Origin of the sequence: Planctomicrobium limosum, from assembly GCF_051465645.1 — a bacterium.
Taxonomy (GTDB): domain Bacteria; phylum Planctomycetota; class Planctomycetia; order Planctomycetales; family Planctomycetaceae; genus Planctomicrobium.
Genome location: NZ_CP195790.1, coordinates 1,111,251 through 1,129,287, shown reverse-complemented (window position 1 = coordinate 1,129,287; position 18,037 = coordinate 1,111,251). Strand labels below are relative to the sequence as shown.

Annotated in this window: 8 protein-coding genes and 1 pseudogene; 5 read left to right on the top strand and 4 right to left on the bottom strand. The window is 52.8% G+C overall.

Annotated features, from left to right (window positions below; genetic code table 11):
* Positions 1-23: 23 nt before the first annotated feature.
* The 4 genes from SH527x_RS04115 to SH527x_RS04100 all read right to left on the bottom strand — a co-directional run bounded on the left by SH527x_RS04115 (position 24) and on the right by SH527x_RS04100 (position 9,023).
* Positions 24-4,637: a DUF1549 domain-containing protein gene (locus SH527x_RS04115; protein ID WP_437193376.1), complete on the bottom strand. Its 4,614-nt coding sequence runs from the start codon at positions 4,635-4,637 to the stop codon at positions 24-26.
* 49 nt (positions 4,638-4,686) lie between these two features.
* Entirely contained in the window at positions 4,687-6,108 is a 1,422-nt protein-coding gene (locus SH527x_RS04110; RefSeq protein ID WP_437193375.1) for a DUF1501 domain-containing protein, read from the bottom strand.
* Between the two features lie 54 nt (positions 6,109-6,162).
* Positions 6,163-7,536, bottom strand: coding sequence for a DUF1501 domain-containing protein (locus tag SH527x_RS04105; protein ID WP_437194579.1), 1,374 nt, complete (start codon positions 7,534-7,536; stop codon positions 6,163-6,165).
* 101 nt (positions 7,537-7,637) lie between these two features.
* Complete coding sequence (locus SH527x_RS04100; protein ID WP_437193374.1) at positions 7,638-9,023, bottom strand: DUF1501 domain-containing protein; 1,386 nt, start codon at positions 9,021-9,023, stop codon at positions 7,638-7,640.
* Positions 9,024-9,711: 688 nt separating this feature from the next.
* On the opposite strand from SH527x_RS04100, the pseudogene SH527x_RS04095 reads away from it, so the two are divergent.
* The 5 genes and pseudogenes from SH527x_RS04095 (at position 9,712) to SH527x_RS04075 (ending at position 18,032) form a co-directional block, all read left to right on the top strand.
* Positions 9,712-10,789, top strand: a pseudogene (locus SH527x_RS04095) (IS5 family transposase).
* Positions 10,790-11,248: 459 nt separating this feature from the next.
* Positions 11,249-11,992 (top strand): tetratricopeptide repeat protein, encoded by a 744-nt coding sequence (locus SH527x_RS04090; RefSeq protein ID WP_437193373.1) that lies wholly within the window; start codon positions 11,249-11,251, stop codon positions 11,990-11,992.
* Positions 11,993-12,234: 242 nt separating this feature from the next.
* Positions 12,235-14,343: an ATP-binding cassette domain-containing protein gene (locus tag SH527x_RS04085; RefSeq protein WP_437193372.1), complete on the top strand. Its 2,109-nt coding sequence runs from the start codon at positions 12,235-12,237 to the stop codon at positions 14,341-14,343.
* 69 nt (positions 14,344-14,412) lie between these two features.
* On the top strand, positions 14,413-16,374 hold the full coding sequence (locus SH527x_RS04080) for an ABC transporter permease (protein ID WP_437193371.1): 1,962 nt from the start codon (positions 14,413-14,415) through the stop codon (positions 16,372-16,374).
* A 137-nt stretch (positions 16,375-16,511) separates the two neighbouring features.
* Positions 16,512-18,032: a formylglycine-generating enzyme family protein gene (locus SH527x_RS04075; RefSeq protein WP_437193370.1), complete on the top strand. Its 1,521-nt coding sequence runs from the start codon at positions 16,512-16,514 to the stop codon at positions 18,030-18,032.
* Positions 18,033-18,037: the final 5 nt, after the last annotated feature.

Genomic DNA, 18,037 nt, shown 5'->3' with positions numbered 1-18,037 from the left:
ACACCCGTCTCTGATGTGCCGCTTTAGTGTTGGAATAAGAACTCGTCCGTGTTGAATAATGCCCAGCACACATCTTCGACTCCGATCACGGGATCAGGATTCTTGCTGCAATGCTCGAGAGCGACTTTCAACTCGACTTCAGTTGGCAGACGACAAAGTGCCGCCAGGTAGATTTCGCGAATCGCTTCTTCGACGGACTTTCCAGCACTCAGCGATTTTCGGAAACGATTGTTGGTGTCTCGAAGTTTCTCATGAAGCATCGGGCCATTGAATAGTTCGATGGCCATCCCCAAATTGGAGTCATCAGCGCGTTCACACGCACAGACCGTACTTCGCTCAGGTTGTCCGAAGACTTTCAGGAAATCGACTTTGGCAACGTCCGGCGCTGGTAACTGAGTCGCCAAGGTTCCAGCAGGAAGATTGCCGAGTTTCTGCTCGATCGCCAGAGTACGGTTGATCGCATCCAGTAATTGTTCCGCTCCCAGTAATCGCGGCTCTTGATGTGAAAAATAGCGATCGTCCGATTGATTGAACTTCGTTGTCTGACAGCTCGCCTGATAAGTACGGCTATTGAGAATGGCTCGCAACAGGTGTTTGCGATCATAGCCACTCTCCACAAAGTCTTTTGCGAGAGAATCGAGCAGCGCGGCGTTGGAGGGGGGATTCGAATCGCGAAAATCATCAATCGGGTCGACAATGCCGCGTGCGAAAAGCTGACTCCAGATGCGATTAGCTTCGATTCTGGCAAAATAAGGATTGGCAGGGTCCACGAGCCAATTGGCGAAGATTCCACGCCAATCCCCATCCCCGGGCGCCTCCACACTTCCCGATTGAGGTAGCCACGGAGCCATGACCTGCCCGGTTCTTGGTTGAACGACATTCCCTTCGCTACTTGTATAGACGAACAATTCGCCCGGCCGCCCGGTCTTACGACGCTGGACACGGTTGAAGAATGCCCCGAGGCCGTAGTAGTTGTCCTGTGTCCATCGCTCGAATGGATGATTGTGACATTTCGCACATTGCAATCTGGCTCCAAGAAAGACCTGCGATATCGTTTCCACGCACTCATTCATATCTGTGGAAGTGCGATAAAAGTTTGCAGGTGGATTCGCCAGTGTACTGCCGGTTCCCGTCAGCAGCTGCTTGGCAAACTCATCATAGGGCATGTTTTCATGCAGTGAATTCTCGATCCAGCGATGGTACTTGTAGACTCCTTCGTCGCCGACGAGCTTGCTTGTCATCTTCAGTAGATCACCCCATTTTAGCGCCCAGAACTTGGCGTACTCCTCGCGCTGCAGCAGGGAATCGATCAATTTCTCACGTTTATCTGGGCTCTTGTCCTCCAGAAATGCGGTTGTCTCTTCCGGAGTGGGAAGAATCCCCAATAAGTCCAGACTGACCCGGCGCAAGAATTCCTCATCCGTGCATCGATCAGCCGGTTGAAACTGAAGCTGCTTTAGCTTGGCATAGACGAGTTCATCGATGTAGTTGTTCGGTGCAGGGGCGTTCCACTCGAACCCCTCCTGATTTTCGACAAACATCAAAGGAACGGACTCGATATATTCCAAAACCCGAACCAGGATCGCAACCTCTCCGCGCGCTTGCGGAGTGACAAAGCCGTTCACATCAACTGTCGCTACGGATGTGTCAGAGGTTTCATAGGCAGCGAGGTGCGTGATGTCACGCTTGCGTCCGTCGGCGAAGTGAGCGGTGACGGCGAATTGCACTCCGCCATCTTTGACTGTCAGGATCTGTCTTTGGTTTGGATAAAGCTCCAGTTTGACAATCCGTGGCGTCCCTTCCGGATCAGCAGTTGCACCTGAGGCAATCCAGTCCAGCAGGATCGAGTAAGTTACATCGGTCTTGCGGATCTGCTTTCCACCGCCGTGCGAGACACTCATCAATGGTTTGAGTAGCAGCAAGCTTTGTTCGGGATCAAGTGTATTGACGCGACGCCCGAACTCTTCCTGAATCAGCGTGAGCTCATCGAGTTTCATGTCGAACGCTCGCAGCGACAGACGGAATCCCCCTTTGCCACTGGGGGAACCGTGGCAGGCCCCTGCGTTACATCCCTGTTTGGATATTGCCACCAGAACTTCCGATTCGAAGTCGAGCTGACGGGTTGTTGCCCTGTTCGAGACGCGAACAGGAATCGATTTTCGAGTGCTGCCGATTTCAACGACGAGTTCCGTTTCACCATCGGCGACTGGATACACCACGCCATTGCGCACTTCGGCGATGAGGGGCTTGGCGGACGAGATCCGAGCGTCACGAGTCCAGTCTCGCAGACCATCCTTTTCGTCGATGCCGGTGATGACCAACTGCTGCCGTCCCCGAGGATCGTCCAAAACGATTTCGCCTGGGTAGACAACAATACTCGAAGGATTGTTGGTCAGTGTTGGAAGTACGTGCGTGGAGGAAACAGTGAATTCCTGACCTTCGAATTTGCTGGACGCTTTCAGAACCAGATCGCGTTTCAGATCGAGGGCGGCATCACCTGCGATTTCCACGGAGATGTCGGCTTGAATCTGATCTGCGGCAATGGTCACTGCTTTTAGACCAGAGATCCCCGCCGGCAGCGAGTCGGGTGACACAGTGACCGGTTGTGGATCTTTCCCTTGGCGTTGCAACTGCACTACGGCGCGGGCGCGCCCTCCTCGGACAAGCGGTTCCGGGAAGGTCAATGAGACACTCACTGGTTCGATCCATTGAACGGGAACGCTGCAGGTCTCGATTCGACCACGTCCGTCATGTTCACCGTAGACCAGTAGTTGGAGCTGTTCTGGGGCACCATTGGCCTGATCATTGCGTGAGAGACTGAGCGTGTACTTGTCCTGTTCGGTTTTCGTGGTCGCACTCCACCCTGTCGTTAATGCGGATGGAAGAACCTCAACACCTGCTTTGAACTTCTCTTGAATGCGTTTCAAGTTCAGTGCCGCAGTATGTGCCCGAACCGGCCTAGCGAACTGGACTGGTGCCTCCGCAGTTAACGCGAAAGGGGAGTCCGTTGTCTTTGCGGCGGCGAATACAAGCTGCCCTTGCACTGACGTCATCGGTGCAAGCACAAACGGTTCTTTCACGCGACGAAGCGCGAGGCTATCGACGATGCAACGGATTTCCGGATTTTCTACGGATGTCGCTGTGAGTTGGATGACACCGACGCTGTCCGGTTTCCAGTTTTCGTTAGCGGCGAGATAGAGCTTCGCCTCAGCAGCCTTTACAGGAATGCGAGGGTTCAAAATTCGCAGACCGCACTCAGGATTAACGAAGGCGACGTCGATTTCGCCGTCATACCCGAAACGAGAGACCTGCAACTGCACCGTACATGCACCATGTGCTGGTTCAATCAAAAACTCTTCGCGGGCTTTGGCGTCTGGCTTGATCGCGACAGAAAACGTCCCGGATGGAATGCATTGGATGTGGTAGTTGAATTCGTCTCCGCCCCGTTTGAGGAGGTCGGACACTTCCAGTCGATAGTCTCCCTCGTCGGGCAATGTTGCGTTGAATGTCCATTCATCCGTGTCGGAAACTTTTGTCTCGGCAATCTTCACACCTGCGTTGTTGAACAACTGCATTTGCAGGAGCGTTGGACTTCCGAGACTTCGTGTCGTCGCGGTGAACTTAATGACGTTTCCTTTGGCACCACGAATTAAGTATTTGTCAACTTCTTGCGGCTCTTTCAAACGTCCGTTGATTCCAATCGGGAGAGTGAGACTTTCACTTGATTCCGACTCGACGAACTGCGGATGTGGGCTGCGAATGACTGGCAGCCAGCTTGTGGGTTTTCCCTGTTCAAATTGTGCACGGACACGGTCGCGTCTTTGAGTGCCGGTTGAGAATTCGATCTCACGCGGAGTTAGCTTTCCACTATCGGGCCCGATGAAGCTGATGGTCGTCTTGTCTCCACTCCGGACAGCGAGTGGAAAACACTGGTGCACGATTGGAAAATCACCGACACGCAACTGATAGGATGCCCCGCTGGCTCCGTGACGACTGTCATGAACTTCGATCCAGTAATCGCCTGCCTCTTTGAATTGATGGCTGAACTGACAATCAGGACCGACGGAACTGTCGTCGACCTGAATGAGCGTTTCTCCTGCCGCATTAAGAAGACGAACAATCGGATCCATGGTTGAGCGGAGTTGCTGCGTATGGACCTCGACCGCAATTCGCTCGCCCGCCTTTACGTTAAAGCGATAGAAGTCGCTGAACGAAGCATCGCAGACACCTTCGATCGATGAACGTGTAGTGATTTGCTGAGCAGTTGCAAGAGAGTGGTTGTTTCCATTGTCCACAACGGCGTCCAGGTCATCGACGTAGAGAAGATGCGGCTTCACAGCCCCGGTCGCGGTCGTCAACCAAATGCTCACTGGGCCCGGTGGAGCATCCTCTGGCAAGGTGAGTGCAACCGTTGCCTGAGTCGGTTCAATCTTCTCGACTTTCCATTGAATGAATGGATCGCCGCAAGCAATTCGGAGCGAGTCATTCAACTCGGTCCCTTGAATTGTCAATTGAGTTGTCTGGCCCGCCTTGCAGGTTCGCGGACTGACCGCGTTAATCACTTGGGCATCGACCTGAAGTGACGAACACAACCAGACCAGACATGCCAGGAGGATCGTGCGAGACCGAATTCGCATGGAGCTCAGACCATCAGAGGAAAGTGAATCAGTCATTTGGGGGGCAACATCACACCAGCAGTTCATGTAAGACTCTCCCTGAAGTGATTTGGTGTGGCCGCCCTTCGCGATCAGGCAACATCGTATCCGTAGGCAATCCCATTGCATGGAGGATTGTGGTGGCAAAATCCTGTGGCGTGACTGGATCGGAGGAGGGATACGCAGCATGAGCGTCGCTCGATCCATAAACCATGCCGGGACGGATTCCACCACCGGCCAGGATTCCGCTGTAACAGAATGGCCAATGTTCACGGCCCGCGTTGTTGGCGGTGATCTGTGGTCGACGACCGAACTCCCCGACCCAGGCAACGATCGTTTCGTCGAGAAGACCGCGATCTTCAAGATCGGTCAGCAGTGCCGATAGTGCCCGGTCAGCGGGGGGAATCAAGTCGTTCTTTAGACGATTGAAATTGTTTCCATGTGTATCCCAGAAGTTCTTTCCATCATTGTGCCAGTTCACAGAGACCAGCGGGACACCGTGTTCAATCAATCGCCGAGCCATGAGGACGCATTGTCCGTGGATGTTTCGCCCATACTTTTCACGCGTCGCGTCGCTTTCCTGTGATAGATCGAAGGCCGACCTCACCTTCTCGGAACCGACCATCTCGATTGCGCGTGACTGGTGATCACCAAACTCCGTTGTCTCAAGCGATCGATGTAAAGTTGCCCGTTGAGCATCCAGATTGCGGAGGAGTTCCACGCGCGATTGCAGGCGTTCCAACTGAATGTCCGCTGGCAACGACAACCCCTGAGGACGCCACGCCGGATCGTTGGGGTCACCTTTCAGTAACATGCCGTCATAGGCAGAACCCATCCAGCCGCCGTGCTGTCCCGGTGCTTCACCGCCAGGCGCACCTGGATGAAACGCCTTCCACGGCATGCTAACGAAGGATGGCAGGCCCGTTGGACCGGAACGAAGTCTAGAGACCAGCGATCCCAAATGCGGTGAATCCTTGGAACTCGGAGGATCCGCATCGCTTTTCAGCACCGGTGCGAGCTGACCTGTCACTGTTAAGTGACCGCTCGACAAATGTGCTGGGTCATCGTGTGTGAGTGAACGAACGATTGCAATCTTATCGGTGAGTCCGGCAAGCTGAGTGAAATGCTCGCAGATCTGGATTCCGGGCACTTTCGTTGAGACCGGTTTGAATTCACCTCGAATCTCCGCGGGAGCATCGGGTTTCAGGTCGAATGTTTCCAGCTGACTTGGACCACCCCACATGAAGAGGAAGATGCAAGCTTTCGCACGTTTCGGAGGCAGAGTTACTCCGCTGTCCTTAGCCATTGCCAGACGCGTTTCCAGATCTCCCAAACCGAGGCCGAGCCCAAGTGCCGAAACTGTTCCCGCAGAGAGGGCCTGTCGCCGGTTCAGCCGCATGGACCGTCGAAATTCCCGACACGCGAGTGACAATCTTGATTCAGGAATCGACATCACGAGTCCTCAGAGGGCAATGGAGATTAACATTTCTAGGGGGCGTCAGAGGGGTTACGAATGCAAACCTGCAATCGGTTCACCGTTGTAAATGTGATGGGGACGATCCTCTGCATCGTGCCAGGCAGCAGTTGGAGGGATACCAAGCGCGTCATAGATGGTTGCAGCGAAGTTTTCTGGTTTAACCGGCTGATCAGTGGGATAAGCACCATGTGCATCTGACTGTCCCACGACGTTGCCGCCGCGAATTCCTCCCCCTGCAAACAAAACCGATTGGACCGCGCCCCAGTGATCACGACCGGGCAACTCGTAGTGTTTCTCAAGTAATGTGATCTGAGGTGTGCGACCGAATTCCCCACACATCACAATCAGCGTTTCGTCCAACTCGCCGGTCGAAGCCAGGTCGTCGAGCAACGCAGAAAGTGCCTGGTCAGTTGGCGGGAACAGTTTGTCTTTCAAGTGGGGAAACGCGTTTCCGTGGGTGTCCCACGTTTCATTATTCCCAAGATTCACCTGAACTAGACTGATCCCCGCCCCCACCAGTCGTCGGGCCATGAGCAGTGACCAGCCAAACGAGTTGCGGCCGTACCTGTCCAGATCCTTATCATTGGCGTTCGTGACATCCAAAGCCTGATTCACGGCTGATTCTGTCAACAGGGAAACAGCTCCCTGTCTCAATCGATCAAAGTTTTCGACCTGAGCATACGTGTCGAGATTCCTGCGTTGCTGATTCAGCACGTCCAACAGGGCCAGACGCCCGTTGATTGTCTGCATGCTCAGCCCCTCCGGCAGTGAAAGCTGGGGGGCCTGAAAAATGCGATCATCAGCTTTTCCACGAATCTGATGATCGAAGGAATGAGTAGGGAAAGCGCCGTACGAGGCACTGTGAAAAGGACTTGCCTGAACCACCCAAGGGTCAAATCGCGGGCCCATCGCTCCGGCATCCTGCCCAGGAATCACGCGACCGGAGTTATGGACAAGACGCTCCGGTAGAACAACAGCGGTCGGGAGATTGTTGTCCTGTTTTCCTCGCATCGCGTACCCGGCAACAGCGGCAATTGAGGCATTGTCGGTACGACTGGGACGACTCGGGCTGAAGCCGGTCGGCAACTCCGAATTTCCTGTCAACATGATGTGATGACCGGCGGAGTGATCATTAGAGCGATGCGTCAAAGACCGGCACAGCGCCCACATCTGGCTTCGCTCTGCCAGCCTGGGCAGATGTTCGCAAATTTGCAGCCCAGGCGTTTTTGTGCTGCAGGGCTTGAATTCCCCCCGGATGTTATCTGGCGCCGAAGGCTTCATGTCGAAGCTCTCCAGCTGCGACAATCCGCCAGAGAGGAAAATAAAAATGCACGATTTCGCACTGCCACTCGGGTGACGGCCCGGGGAAGCTGAAGCCTGACGCAAGCCCGCCAGATGATTCATGCCCAATCCAAGGATCCCGATTGCACCTGCCTGCAGTGCTTCGCGTCGTGAACACTTGACGTGGTGCCAGGAAGATTGGGAACGTTGAATCGAGCGGCTGGTCATGCGGGGGCTCCCGTATACAGGTTCGAGATCACGTTCCCGTTGAGCAAATAGTGAGGCCGGTTCAGTGGGTCAAAGAGAGTGGCACCGGAGTCAACGCCCAGTGAGTTGAAAATCGTGGTACACAGATCAGCAGGAGACCACGACTTGCTCACCGGATATGCCGCCTGACCGTCGGTCTGTCCGAGGACCTGACCTCCTTTGACTCCAGCACCTGCAAACAGGCCCGAATAGGCATGAGCCCAATGATCACGGCCAGGGATAGTTTGGCCCGGCAAAGTCGAAACCTTGGGAGTTCTTCCAAATTCACTCATGACAACCAACAGGGTTTCATCCAGTAACCCGCTCGCCTGTAAGTCGTCAGTGAGTGCTGCCAATCCCTGATCCAGCTGTGGTAGCAGCGTGTTTTTCAACTTGCCCCAATTGTCGACGTGAGTGTCCCAGGTCTGGACAATTCCCATGGTGGCCTGGACCATCGGAACGCCAGCCTCGACCAGACGCTTCGATAGCAGCAAGGACTGTCCTAACTTGTTGCGACCGTACCGCTCTCGCGTTTCGTCCGACTCCCGATTCAATTCGAAAGCCTGCGTCACTTTCCCTGAAGTCAGCAGGTTGAAGGCCAGCTGTTGTTGATCACGGAGTGAGTCGACATCAACACTCATCATCCGGCTGCGTCCACTGCCAAGTTCGTCGAGCAAATGCTGCCGTGAGCGGAGTCTCTCTAAGGAAACATCCGGGCGCATCGCGAGTGACTGCATCTGGAAATCCTTGTCATTCGGATTCCCGTTAATTTGCCAGGGATCATGCTTCGCCCCTAGAAATCCCGCGTGCTGACCAGGCCACGTCAATGGGCCTTCGATCAGGTAGTTCGGCAACGCCACGCCAGAGGGCATTCCATCGGTCCGCGGCCGGATGAAATTCAGAGCGGCGGCATAGTTTGGAAAGTCATTGCGGGTTTCAACGCGATCCAGGTCCGAACCACCCCGGGGTAATGGGGTAGGGCGTCCGGTCATTGCCACATGTGTTGCCAACAAATGGTTGTGTTCGCGATGTGCGAGTGTCCGGACAATGGCCCAGCGATTGGTCTGCTGGGCAAACTTGGGCAGGTGCTCGCAGGCCGACACCCCCGGAATGGTGGTTGAGATGGGGGCGAATTCGCCTCGTACTTCTGCCGGGGCTTCTGGCTTGAGATCCAATGTATCAAGTTGACTCAAGCCGCCGCTCAGGTGCACGATCAGAACCGACTTGGCCTTACCAAAGCCGACAGGCCTGTTGACCGTGGAGGCATTGGCGAGAGAAGCTCCAATTGGCAGGGCAGCTCCCACGACGCTTCCAGAAGCACGTAAAAAGCTTCGACGATCCAACCCTTGGAAACTCATCAGCATGGGCATGGCCCCATTCAGGTGGGATGAAAGTGGGTTAGGTGGCAGGCCGGTAATATCCGAAGGCTGGCACGTTGGTTGAACGTGGACGGATCGAGGCCGGACTCGTTCTCATCGGAACCAATTTCCAGCGTTGGGAGGAAATCTGGAGGTATGTCAATTGGCAGATGAGAAAACGCATCGTAAACGGCAGATGCGTTGAAAGCAAGTAGATTTGGCCGCGGAAGCAGCGATCGACCAAAGATCGCAGATTTCGATTGCGTCCTTGAGGTCGATGAAAGAGCGATTACTATGTGGTTCCGGTTTACCTAATGTGTGAATGTCCCAACCCTTTTGTTAGAGGGGAAGCGGGTCAATTGGGTACAGGGAATTAGAGTAGCTCGGATGTCAGTGACGTGGATCTGGCAACGGTAATCTGGCTCATCCTTAGATGCCTGTTATGGACTAAATGTCCTCACTTTTTCTTCTGACTTAGTCGCTTGAATCTGCTCGACCAGACGTTTGAGCACCGTGGTGCTCTCCTCTTACTGCACGGAACCCCCTTCGAAACTATTTAAATACGGTGATTGAGTTTGCCCTGTTGAGAAGTCTTCTTGAAGCTGAGGGATCAATGCGCTAACAGGTTGCTGCAAAACACGGATTGCTTTCCTTGCGCTAAACTCCTCGTTCCCTGTGAATGAGGAGTTTCTTCATGCGTGGTCGGTGCGGTGATCAGGATCTGTTGTTTTACACAATCAACGTGGAATCGCAAGGACCACCCGCTGCGGAGCCTGAAGCGGACAATTGATGCCATTCTAAGGGAGATGTCTCCTTCAATTGCGGCAGCATACAGTCAGACCGGCCGAACCAGCGTTCCACCAGAGCGGCTGCTGAAAGCCTTGTTGCTGCTGGCCCTGTATTCGATCCGGAGCGAGCGGCAACTGGTCGAACGGATTGATACGGATCTGTTGTTCCGCTGGTTTTTGGACATGTTGCCGGAAGATCAGGTCTTTGACGCCACCGCGTTCACTCACAACCGTCCCCGACTGGACGAATATGGCCTGACAGCCACCTTCTTCGACGCCGTGCTGGTCAAAGCATTGAAGGCGGGCCTGTGCAGCGACGAGCATTTCAGCGTGGATGGGTCGCTGATTGAGAGCGACGCCTCGATCAAGAGCTTCCGGACCAAAGATGAAGAAACTCAGCAGGCTGACGATTCCAATTCGTTCAAGCCACGCAATCCTGAGGTGGACTTTCATGGGCAGAAGAGAACCAACAACACGCACGCCAGTCGGACGGACCCGGAAGCGAAACTGTACCGCAAAGGGATGGGGAAAGAGGCCCGATTGTGACACATGGGACACGCTCTGACCGAGAATCGACATGGTCTGGTGATAGGTGTCGTCATGAGTGAAGCGAATGGAACAGTGGAGTGCGAGGCAGCACTGGGTCTGCTGGATCACCTGCAAAGACGCCACGCCCGTTCACCGAAAACGCTGGGAGCGGACAAGGGGTACGACAGCGGCGCGTTTTATCTGGATCTGGAACAACGGGGAGTGACGCCGCACTGCCCCGTGATCAGCACGTCGCCTCCCAAGCCAGAGAATGTGGCTCCTTGTCGCCGGGCGGCAGTGGCCGCACGGGAGCGAATGAAAGTCCGCCTGACAACGGTGGGGTATCAACTGAGTCAGCGGAGCCGCAAGAAGATTGAAGAGTACTTTGGATGGAGGAAGACGGTGGCGGGATTAGCGCGAAGTTGCTGGGTGGGGCGATGGAAACTGCAACAGTAACTGGAACTGACGGCAGCCGCCTACAATCTGGTACGGATGCGAAAGCTATTGGGGTCCTCATGAAGAACCAAGCCATTCAGCAGGTCAGTTGGCTCATTTGGAGCACACTGACCTGCTGAAACGGGACTGAAACTCCCTGCCATCGGCGCTGTGACGCGTAAGACACGGATTGCTCGAAGAGGAACAACACTTTTGCAGCAACCTGCTAAATGTAAAAACTCCATCTGATTGAACGCGGGTAATCGGATCGTGTGCGAATTTGTTAGTGGACGCCGATGTGTGAATATTCTGAATTACAGTAAGAAGCATTTAGTGAAAAATGATGATATCAACTTAAGTATATTGACATAGATCAACGAGAGGTCTACCCTGTTTGACGGTACTGTTGTTCAGTGGTTGCTGTGCAACTTTCTGGACAAATTTGGTTTTAATTGCTTTCAGCACAACGGGCGGGCCACTGTGTTAGAATGTGCGCTACAGGTACAGAAAGGCAGCAGTTACCATCGTTGGTCACTGTTGCTCATCACGTTGTTAGGCATCATGCTCGTTTCGGATCGCGCTTGCGCTCATGATCTTCCGCTGCTGATTCGCAAACACTCAGTTGAAACACGGCGGGCGTTTCGCGAAATCACGGCTGCAATTGCTCTGAATGAGAAACTTTCAGCTCCTCTCGCTGATCCATATATCGCTCGGGCTGAAATCTGGACAATTGTTGGAAACTACGAAGGAGCGCTCGAGGATTATCTGACAGCGGTCCGACTTCAATCTAGCAGCGAAGTGAATCTCGCTGAACGGGCTCAGGCATTGGAAACTTTGACGACAGCTTTGGAGAGACTGGCTAAACAACCGGTCACGCAATATCCCATCGAAGCAGAGGAATCGTTCTGGCTTGGGGTGAAGGAATTCCGCGGTCAACGATTTAAATCTGCTAAGCCTTATTTCGAAGAATCTGTCCGATTGAAACCGCAAGATGCAAGTTATCGGGCATTTCTTGCGCTCACACTTCGGCGGTTGGGAGAGGAAGAGCCTGCCAATCGTCATGCTCTTAGTGCGCGCGGTATCCTCCGACACCCTGACACACGTCCCGATGAGATTCGTGGATTTCATCGTCGGCTCGAGGGTGTTGCTGGTGTTGAACGACAGTGGCTGCAGCGACACATTGATTCTGTTGTACACACCTCATCTCCGAGTGCTGCTCAGTAATTATCTCGCGGATCTTCTCGCGTAGATTGCATGCAGCTGTGGAAGTCTTAATTGAAGCGGCTTTCTCGTCGGCTTCTTTCACAAGAAAAAACTGAGAATCGGAATAGGGGCAAGCTATGTGCCTGCGGATAAAACACACTCTTGTTTGCGGAGTTTGCTTATTTTCTGGTGTTATCGTCGGTGTCGACGCGCGATTAGTGTTTGCACAGGAGAGTTCGCCTGCAGAGGTCGTTAAACAAACGGTGAGCCATCTACATGGGGCCACGCAGGAACGTGAAAAGTCGCCAACACTTGAAACGAGGATTGAAGCGGACAGTCGGTCGCAATCGCTTACGGCAAACGGTCTGGGCTCGCTCTTTGATGCTGCCATTGCATCCAAGATTGTAAGTGACAGCGACATCGATCTTGTTTCGCTCCGAGGGCGTTTGACTGTATTGAAGAGCTGGGAGTTGCACGCAACGAAGCCAGATAGTCGTGACTCAAAGTTTGACGAGTTGCTTGAGGGAACCATTAAAGACCTTCGTCAATCGTCAGCCGATCTTAAAGATGTTGAGCAGCTTCGCGATCACGCATACCTCGCATTAGCCGAAACACTTCGATTACTTGTCTCACCAGACGAGAACAAATCTGAAGCATTTGCAATATTTAAAAAGCTTCCTGCCGTTTCCGCGGAGCTCCAAGGGTACTTATCCACCCCGTCGCCTATCCCTGAGCAGCAGATTTTAGAGGCGGTTTACCTCTCGCGTCTCAGCGAGGGCTACCTAGGTCTGATCTTCCTGCCAGATGACCACGAAAGGATTAGGCTTGCATTTCTTGAAGCAATGAATGTGGCCTCCCGTCTGCCAGATACGCGGTTGGTTGTCCAACCGGTTGGAGATGTATTCTATCACTTCGTGCTTCAGCAAGATTCTGCAAGCATCAAACGCCAACTCTCTGAAGAACGCCAGTTGCGGCTGGGGCTGCAGCGGCTGCTGCCAGCGTTGGCGGCTTCAAAGTTCGCTGCGCCACAAGACATTGCGTCATCTCTAAGTCTAACTCCTGATCGTGAGGATAATCCACATTCTTATTCCAAGACCGGTAAGCAGCTTGATCCCAAGGATTACCTTGGAGCGAGAAATGCTGTTGACTCGGATTTGCTTGCGGTCAGAACCATTACTTTAGTGCAGGCGGGTGAAGCTCAAGTTGCATTGGCGGAATTCCTGAATAAAACATGGCCCGAAATTCAAGGCAAGCCCTTCGGCAAACTCCCTTGGAAGCAGCTCTCTGCGAAGATCGACTCCCTCGATGATCCATACAGTCTTTATGCTTTGGGGCTGGCCTCGGAGTACACAGGCGTTTCGGTTACTGATGTTGATGCGGTTCATACCCCGCAACTCCTTGCCTTAGCAAAGAAGGCATTCGAAACGGCCAAACAGCAGTACCAGGATCAGGCTGTCTGGAGACATAGATATCCCTATCTGAAAGATTCGATTGAGTATGCAATTGTTCGAATCTCGAGTGTCAACGAGACGTTGAAACTGGCTGCTGAACTACGTCGCGAAATGCGAATCACTGATGCGAGGAAGTTGCTTGAGGATGCGCTTCTTCGGCAGCCTTCAGCCATACAGCTGAAGTTGGCTTTGATTCAGTTGCAGATCGATGAAAGCCAAACCGTTCCGACTCAACGTGAACAGCTCCTGACTCGTGCACTTCAAGGCCTAATTGAAATAGATCAGAGCATTGACAGCGAGTCAGTCGCAACGAAGTTTCTACTGGCTGATGTGCGAGAACGTTTAGGGCAATATGCCCTTCGCGAGAACATTGAAACACCATTACAACTGAATGGCTACAGTAGATCCGAGAGAATTGCTCGTGTGAATGAGCTTCTCGTTGCATTCAATCTCGAACAGGGAACAGTTCCAGATGAAAGCTCTAAGGAACTGTTGATGCCTGTTGAAAGGCGTCGGCTCAGTTCTCAGCGAATAAATAAGTTATCAGGTGGCGAGTACCAGCGGGTCGCGCTGGCCCGCTCCATTGCGCATAGGCCAACTCTGTTGTTCGTCGATGAGCCGACGAGTGCTTTGAACCGAGAGTTGGCATATGGAGCTTTGCGGCAGATTCGTCAATTGCAATGTGGCCCCACGTCGAAAGGGGCACTGGTTATGATCACTCATGACGAAGAACTCGCGTTAGCGTTTTCAGACATGATCATTCGAATGGCTCCTCAAAAGAATCGTGCAGTCGGCGAGGTTGTAGAGATATTACAACATCAACCTCACGAACCTATGTCTCTACCTGAGTCTTGTGCTGCAACAATTGAAGGAGCCAACGAGACCGAAGAGCGAAGTGAGGCACACAATTTGGCGGTATGACGGTGAAGTACTATTCCGACGCATACTGGGAATGCACATTGTTCAACGCAAAAGTCTTGGAGTAGCTTAATGCTCGGTCGCTGGTGGTATTACTTTCAGCTTAGTGTGCGAGATCTCATTCGACTTTGGCCATCGACGCAACACCACATCGTTATTGTTGCTGGTATCTGCTTACCGATTCTGATGTTGCTCGGGTTGAAGCGTGGGCACGTCGAATCGTTACGTCAGGATCTGATCACAAGTCCTACCGGCCGACAAGTTACATTCTGGTCCGCCCAGAAGGGCGAACTGATGACCCGCGACAATGTCGATCTTTTGATGGAGTCGCTTCATGCTGTTGAACTTATTATTCCTGAAACGCAGAGAATTGTCTCGCTTCAAAGAGTGGATGGGAAGATTGAAGAGTTGATCGAAGCTGTGACTCTCTATCCAACTCGGCAGAATGATCCTCTTATCAGTCAACGAGGGCTCTCTTCGCCAAGATCCGGTAGTCATGAAATTCTCATCAGTGACGCAGTCGCAAAGCAGATTAACGGACAAGCTGGCGACAAGGTTTTCGTAACGATCGCACGAGGACGCGGAGAATTTGCCGAGACCCAACAGGTACAATGCGAGATTGTTGGGATTCTTCAATCCGATGAACATGCCGCGATGATTGCCTATGTGGATCTGGATTTTCTCGATCAGCTCGATGCATATGCCCGTGGCTTCCGCGTCCCTGACTTGGGGTGGGCGAGTGCAAAGACCTCAGCTCCGGACACGTATTCGAGCTACCTCGTGTTTTGCGAAGTAAACGGAGATCTGACAGAGCGCGATCGCGAGTATCTGGCGGATCGTGGATTTCAGCTTGAGCGAATTACGGAGACCCTGCCGACCGGTTTGAAATCGCTTCTCGTTCCCAACATCTCAGAGAAGGTGATCGTTTACAAAGCTTCAACATCGCGCTCCACACATGATCCAAAGTCACGACTGCGAATTGCACCTGCCGAACTTTCTCAAGCGACGGAGGCCGATGATGTCTTCCTGGCTTGGAATACTCCCCGAGTAAGTGACGCCGACGGAGGGTGGGAAATGGTCGGCTTGTCGATGTCTCGCAGAACATGGCTCCGTGAGTATTTTAATGAGGCATCTCTCCCCTTTGATTACGAAGCAGATCCGTTGAACTGTCGCCTGCATGGCGGTTCCGTCGAAGGGGGCGCTGTTCTGTGGACACTGAATGAAAAGTTGAAGCTCCCACTCGTCATCGATCGAATGTTCGATCAGAAAGCAGAAGGGGACAAAGAGGAGATCGTGGCAGAGGTTTCGAAAACAATAGAGCCAGCCGCATCTGATACTGCATCAAAAGATGTTCCTGCATCGAATCGAGTGCTTGTTGTTCCTGCGAATCTCTTGGCGTGGATCGACGCATATGGGACCGGGACAGTTGAATATGACGAGGCTATCCAGCTATTCGTCGCGAAAGCTGAATCTCCGGTCTACGACAGGGCGCGTTTATACGCTCGCACAATCGATGAGGTCCCATCAGTTGTTGCGGAGCTTGCAAAGAAAAACTTTGCGGTGATGTCGGAAAATGGAAGGATTTCAGAAATTCAACGCCAAGATCAATCGTTGCAACTCTTAGTTTGGATCGTCGGTTTAGGTGTTTTTGTTTTCGGCGTACTTACCGTTTTTAGTGTCTTAATGGATTCGACTGACCGGAAACGTGGAACGATCGGCGTTCTGCGAGTCATGGGGATGTCCCGTTTTGGGATCTTTGTAAGCGTGCTCTTACGTGCAACTGCTATTGGTGCAGGAGCAACTGTTCTAAGTCTGATTTTCGGGATTGGCTTGTCGGCGTTTCTCGGCTGGTCACCGGAAAAAATCGAGTGGTTGCATTGGAAGCCGATCGTCAGTGTGAGTATGTCTCTTGTCGACTTACTCCTCGTGGCAGTGGGAGCGATGCTCTGTTGCGGTCTCGGAGCTCTACTCCCGGCTTGGAGAGCAAGTCAGCTTGATCCGTTTGAGGCAATTGTCGAAGGACGCTTCCGCTGAGTTTTTGCTGTGCCGTCGAGCATACTGATGTGGCAGTGATCGTTACGAGCCGTTGGCAATGAATATGCGGTGAACCGATGAGTAATAGAGTAAAAACGACACGACTGCAAGACTCACAATTGGCCAGAAGCGGCTGGATGAACTGGCTCCGTGTTTTGTTATGCTCAACCTCTTTTTGCATGGTCGACGTCCAGCGTTGTACCGCTGCATTACCGGGAGAACTTCTCGAGCTGGAAGTGGGGGCCAAGGATGGAAGTGTGAAGATTCGTCTTCGCTATTGCCCTTCTGGGACATTTCGAGCGGGTATGCCGGTCCAGGCTTCTGCTGCCTCGGAGCTTTCTCCTGAACTTCGAATTCAGCACTATTACATTTCCGAAACCGAGATCACGATTGGTCAACTAAAGAAGGTCCTGACCGATTCGGGGCTCGCTTCGGTGAAGGAAAGCGCCCGGCGGATGACGGCATTGCCGGAGTTAGCAAATGCCATCGAAAGCGGGGAAAACCAACCCGCTTGCTTAGTTTCATTAGATGTCGCAGTTGATTTCTGTCTGAAGTTGCAGGACCAGTATGATGCGGATCGTCTTGCCTCAGCGGAGAACACGATAGAGTCGCGTTTGTTTAGACTTCCTTCGCATCTCGAATGGCAGTACGCGGCCCGAGCGGTCGAGAAAGCAGACAACATACTTTCCCGTCCACATTTTACACGGTGGATTGACGTCTCAGACCTCACGCCAGCTAGCCAACAGAAGTGCCAAGAGTTATGGGAGAGCTTGGGAAGAGCCGGAAAGTTTCCAGGTGACCAAAATGCATTTCTTGACATTAGTGGCGTAACAGGTGGCGAACAGCAGGAAAAACTGAAAGACGTGCTCAGCGAATGCTTCGCGAAGGGACTGGGAGCTGCCAAGCGAACTTCCTCCGGTATCGGGGAGTTAAAACCTGTTGGATCAACGCTGCCCAACGAATGGAATATTTCCGATCTACACGATGGTGTAACGGAATGGACAATCTACTCCAGTAACCAGCAACGTGCAGTGCAACTGTGGAATCGTTTTACGACGGCCAGACGAGCGGGAACCGGGTTAGAGACACAGGCTGAACTCTTCCTCTGTGGCGGATCGTTCATGGATTCGTATTTCGGTACGAACGCGTTGAAACGTTTTACGATTTGGGGAGGACCGACATTAACCGGTGATCACGCAGAGCCTGTTGCTGCTTCGAATGACCTTGTTTTTGACAAGGCGCCGGGCATTCGTGTGCTGATGGAGCGAACACTGGTGGACGACTGGCTGTTTGTTGTGCGTCAGAATGTTTTTCAGACTAACCAGATCAAAATGGGTGCAGCTGATTTTGTGGTGGAAAGTCAGAGCCTTCTTAAAGACATTGCAGTTATTGACCATCCTGCAGAACGGGTTCTGCAGTTTTATTTACAACTGATTCTCAGCAGCAACGGTAATGACGCGGAGCTGAAGGCGGAACTGAAGAAATTCGTCGATCTTGATAAGCCTCAGGGGAGCTCTGCGGCAGGATCAGATCTGGCCGCTCGGTTTTTGAAGCGGACAAGTGGCAACAGTGGGACAGCGGCACTTGCTCCCATTCACAAAGACGATTCAGCTTATTTCGACGCTTTGGTGAATCTGCAGTCGAAGTCATCAAACTGACTTCG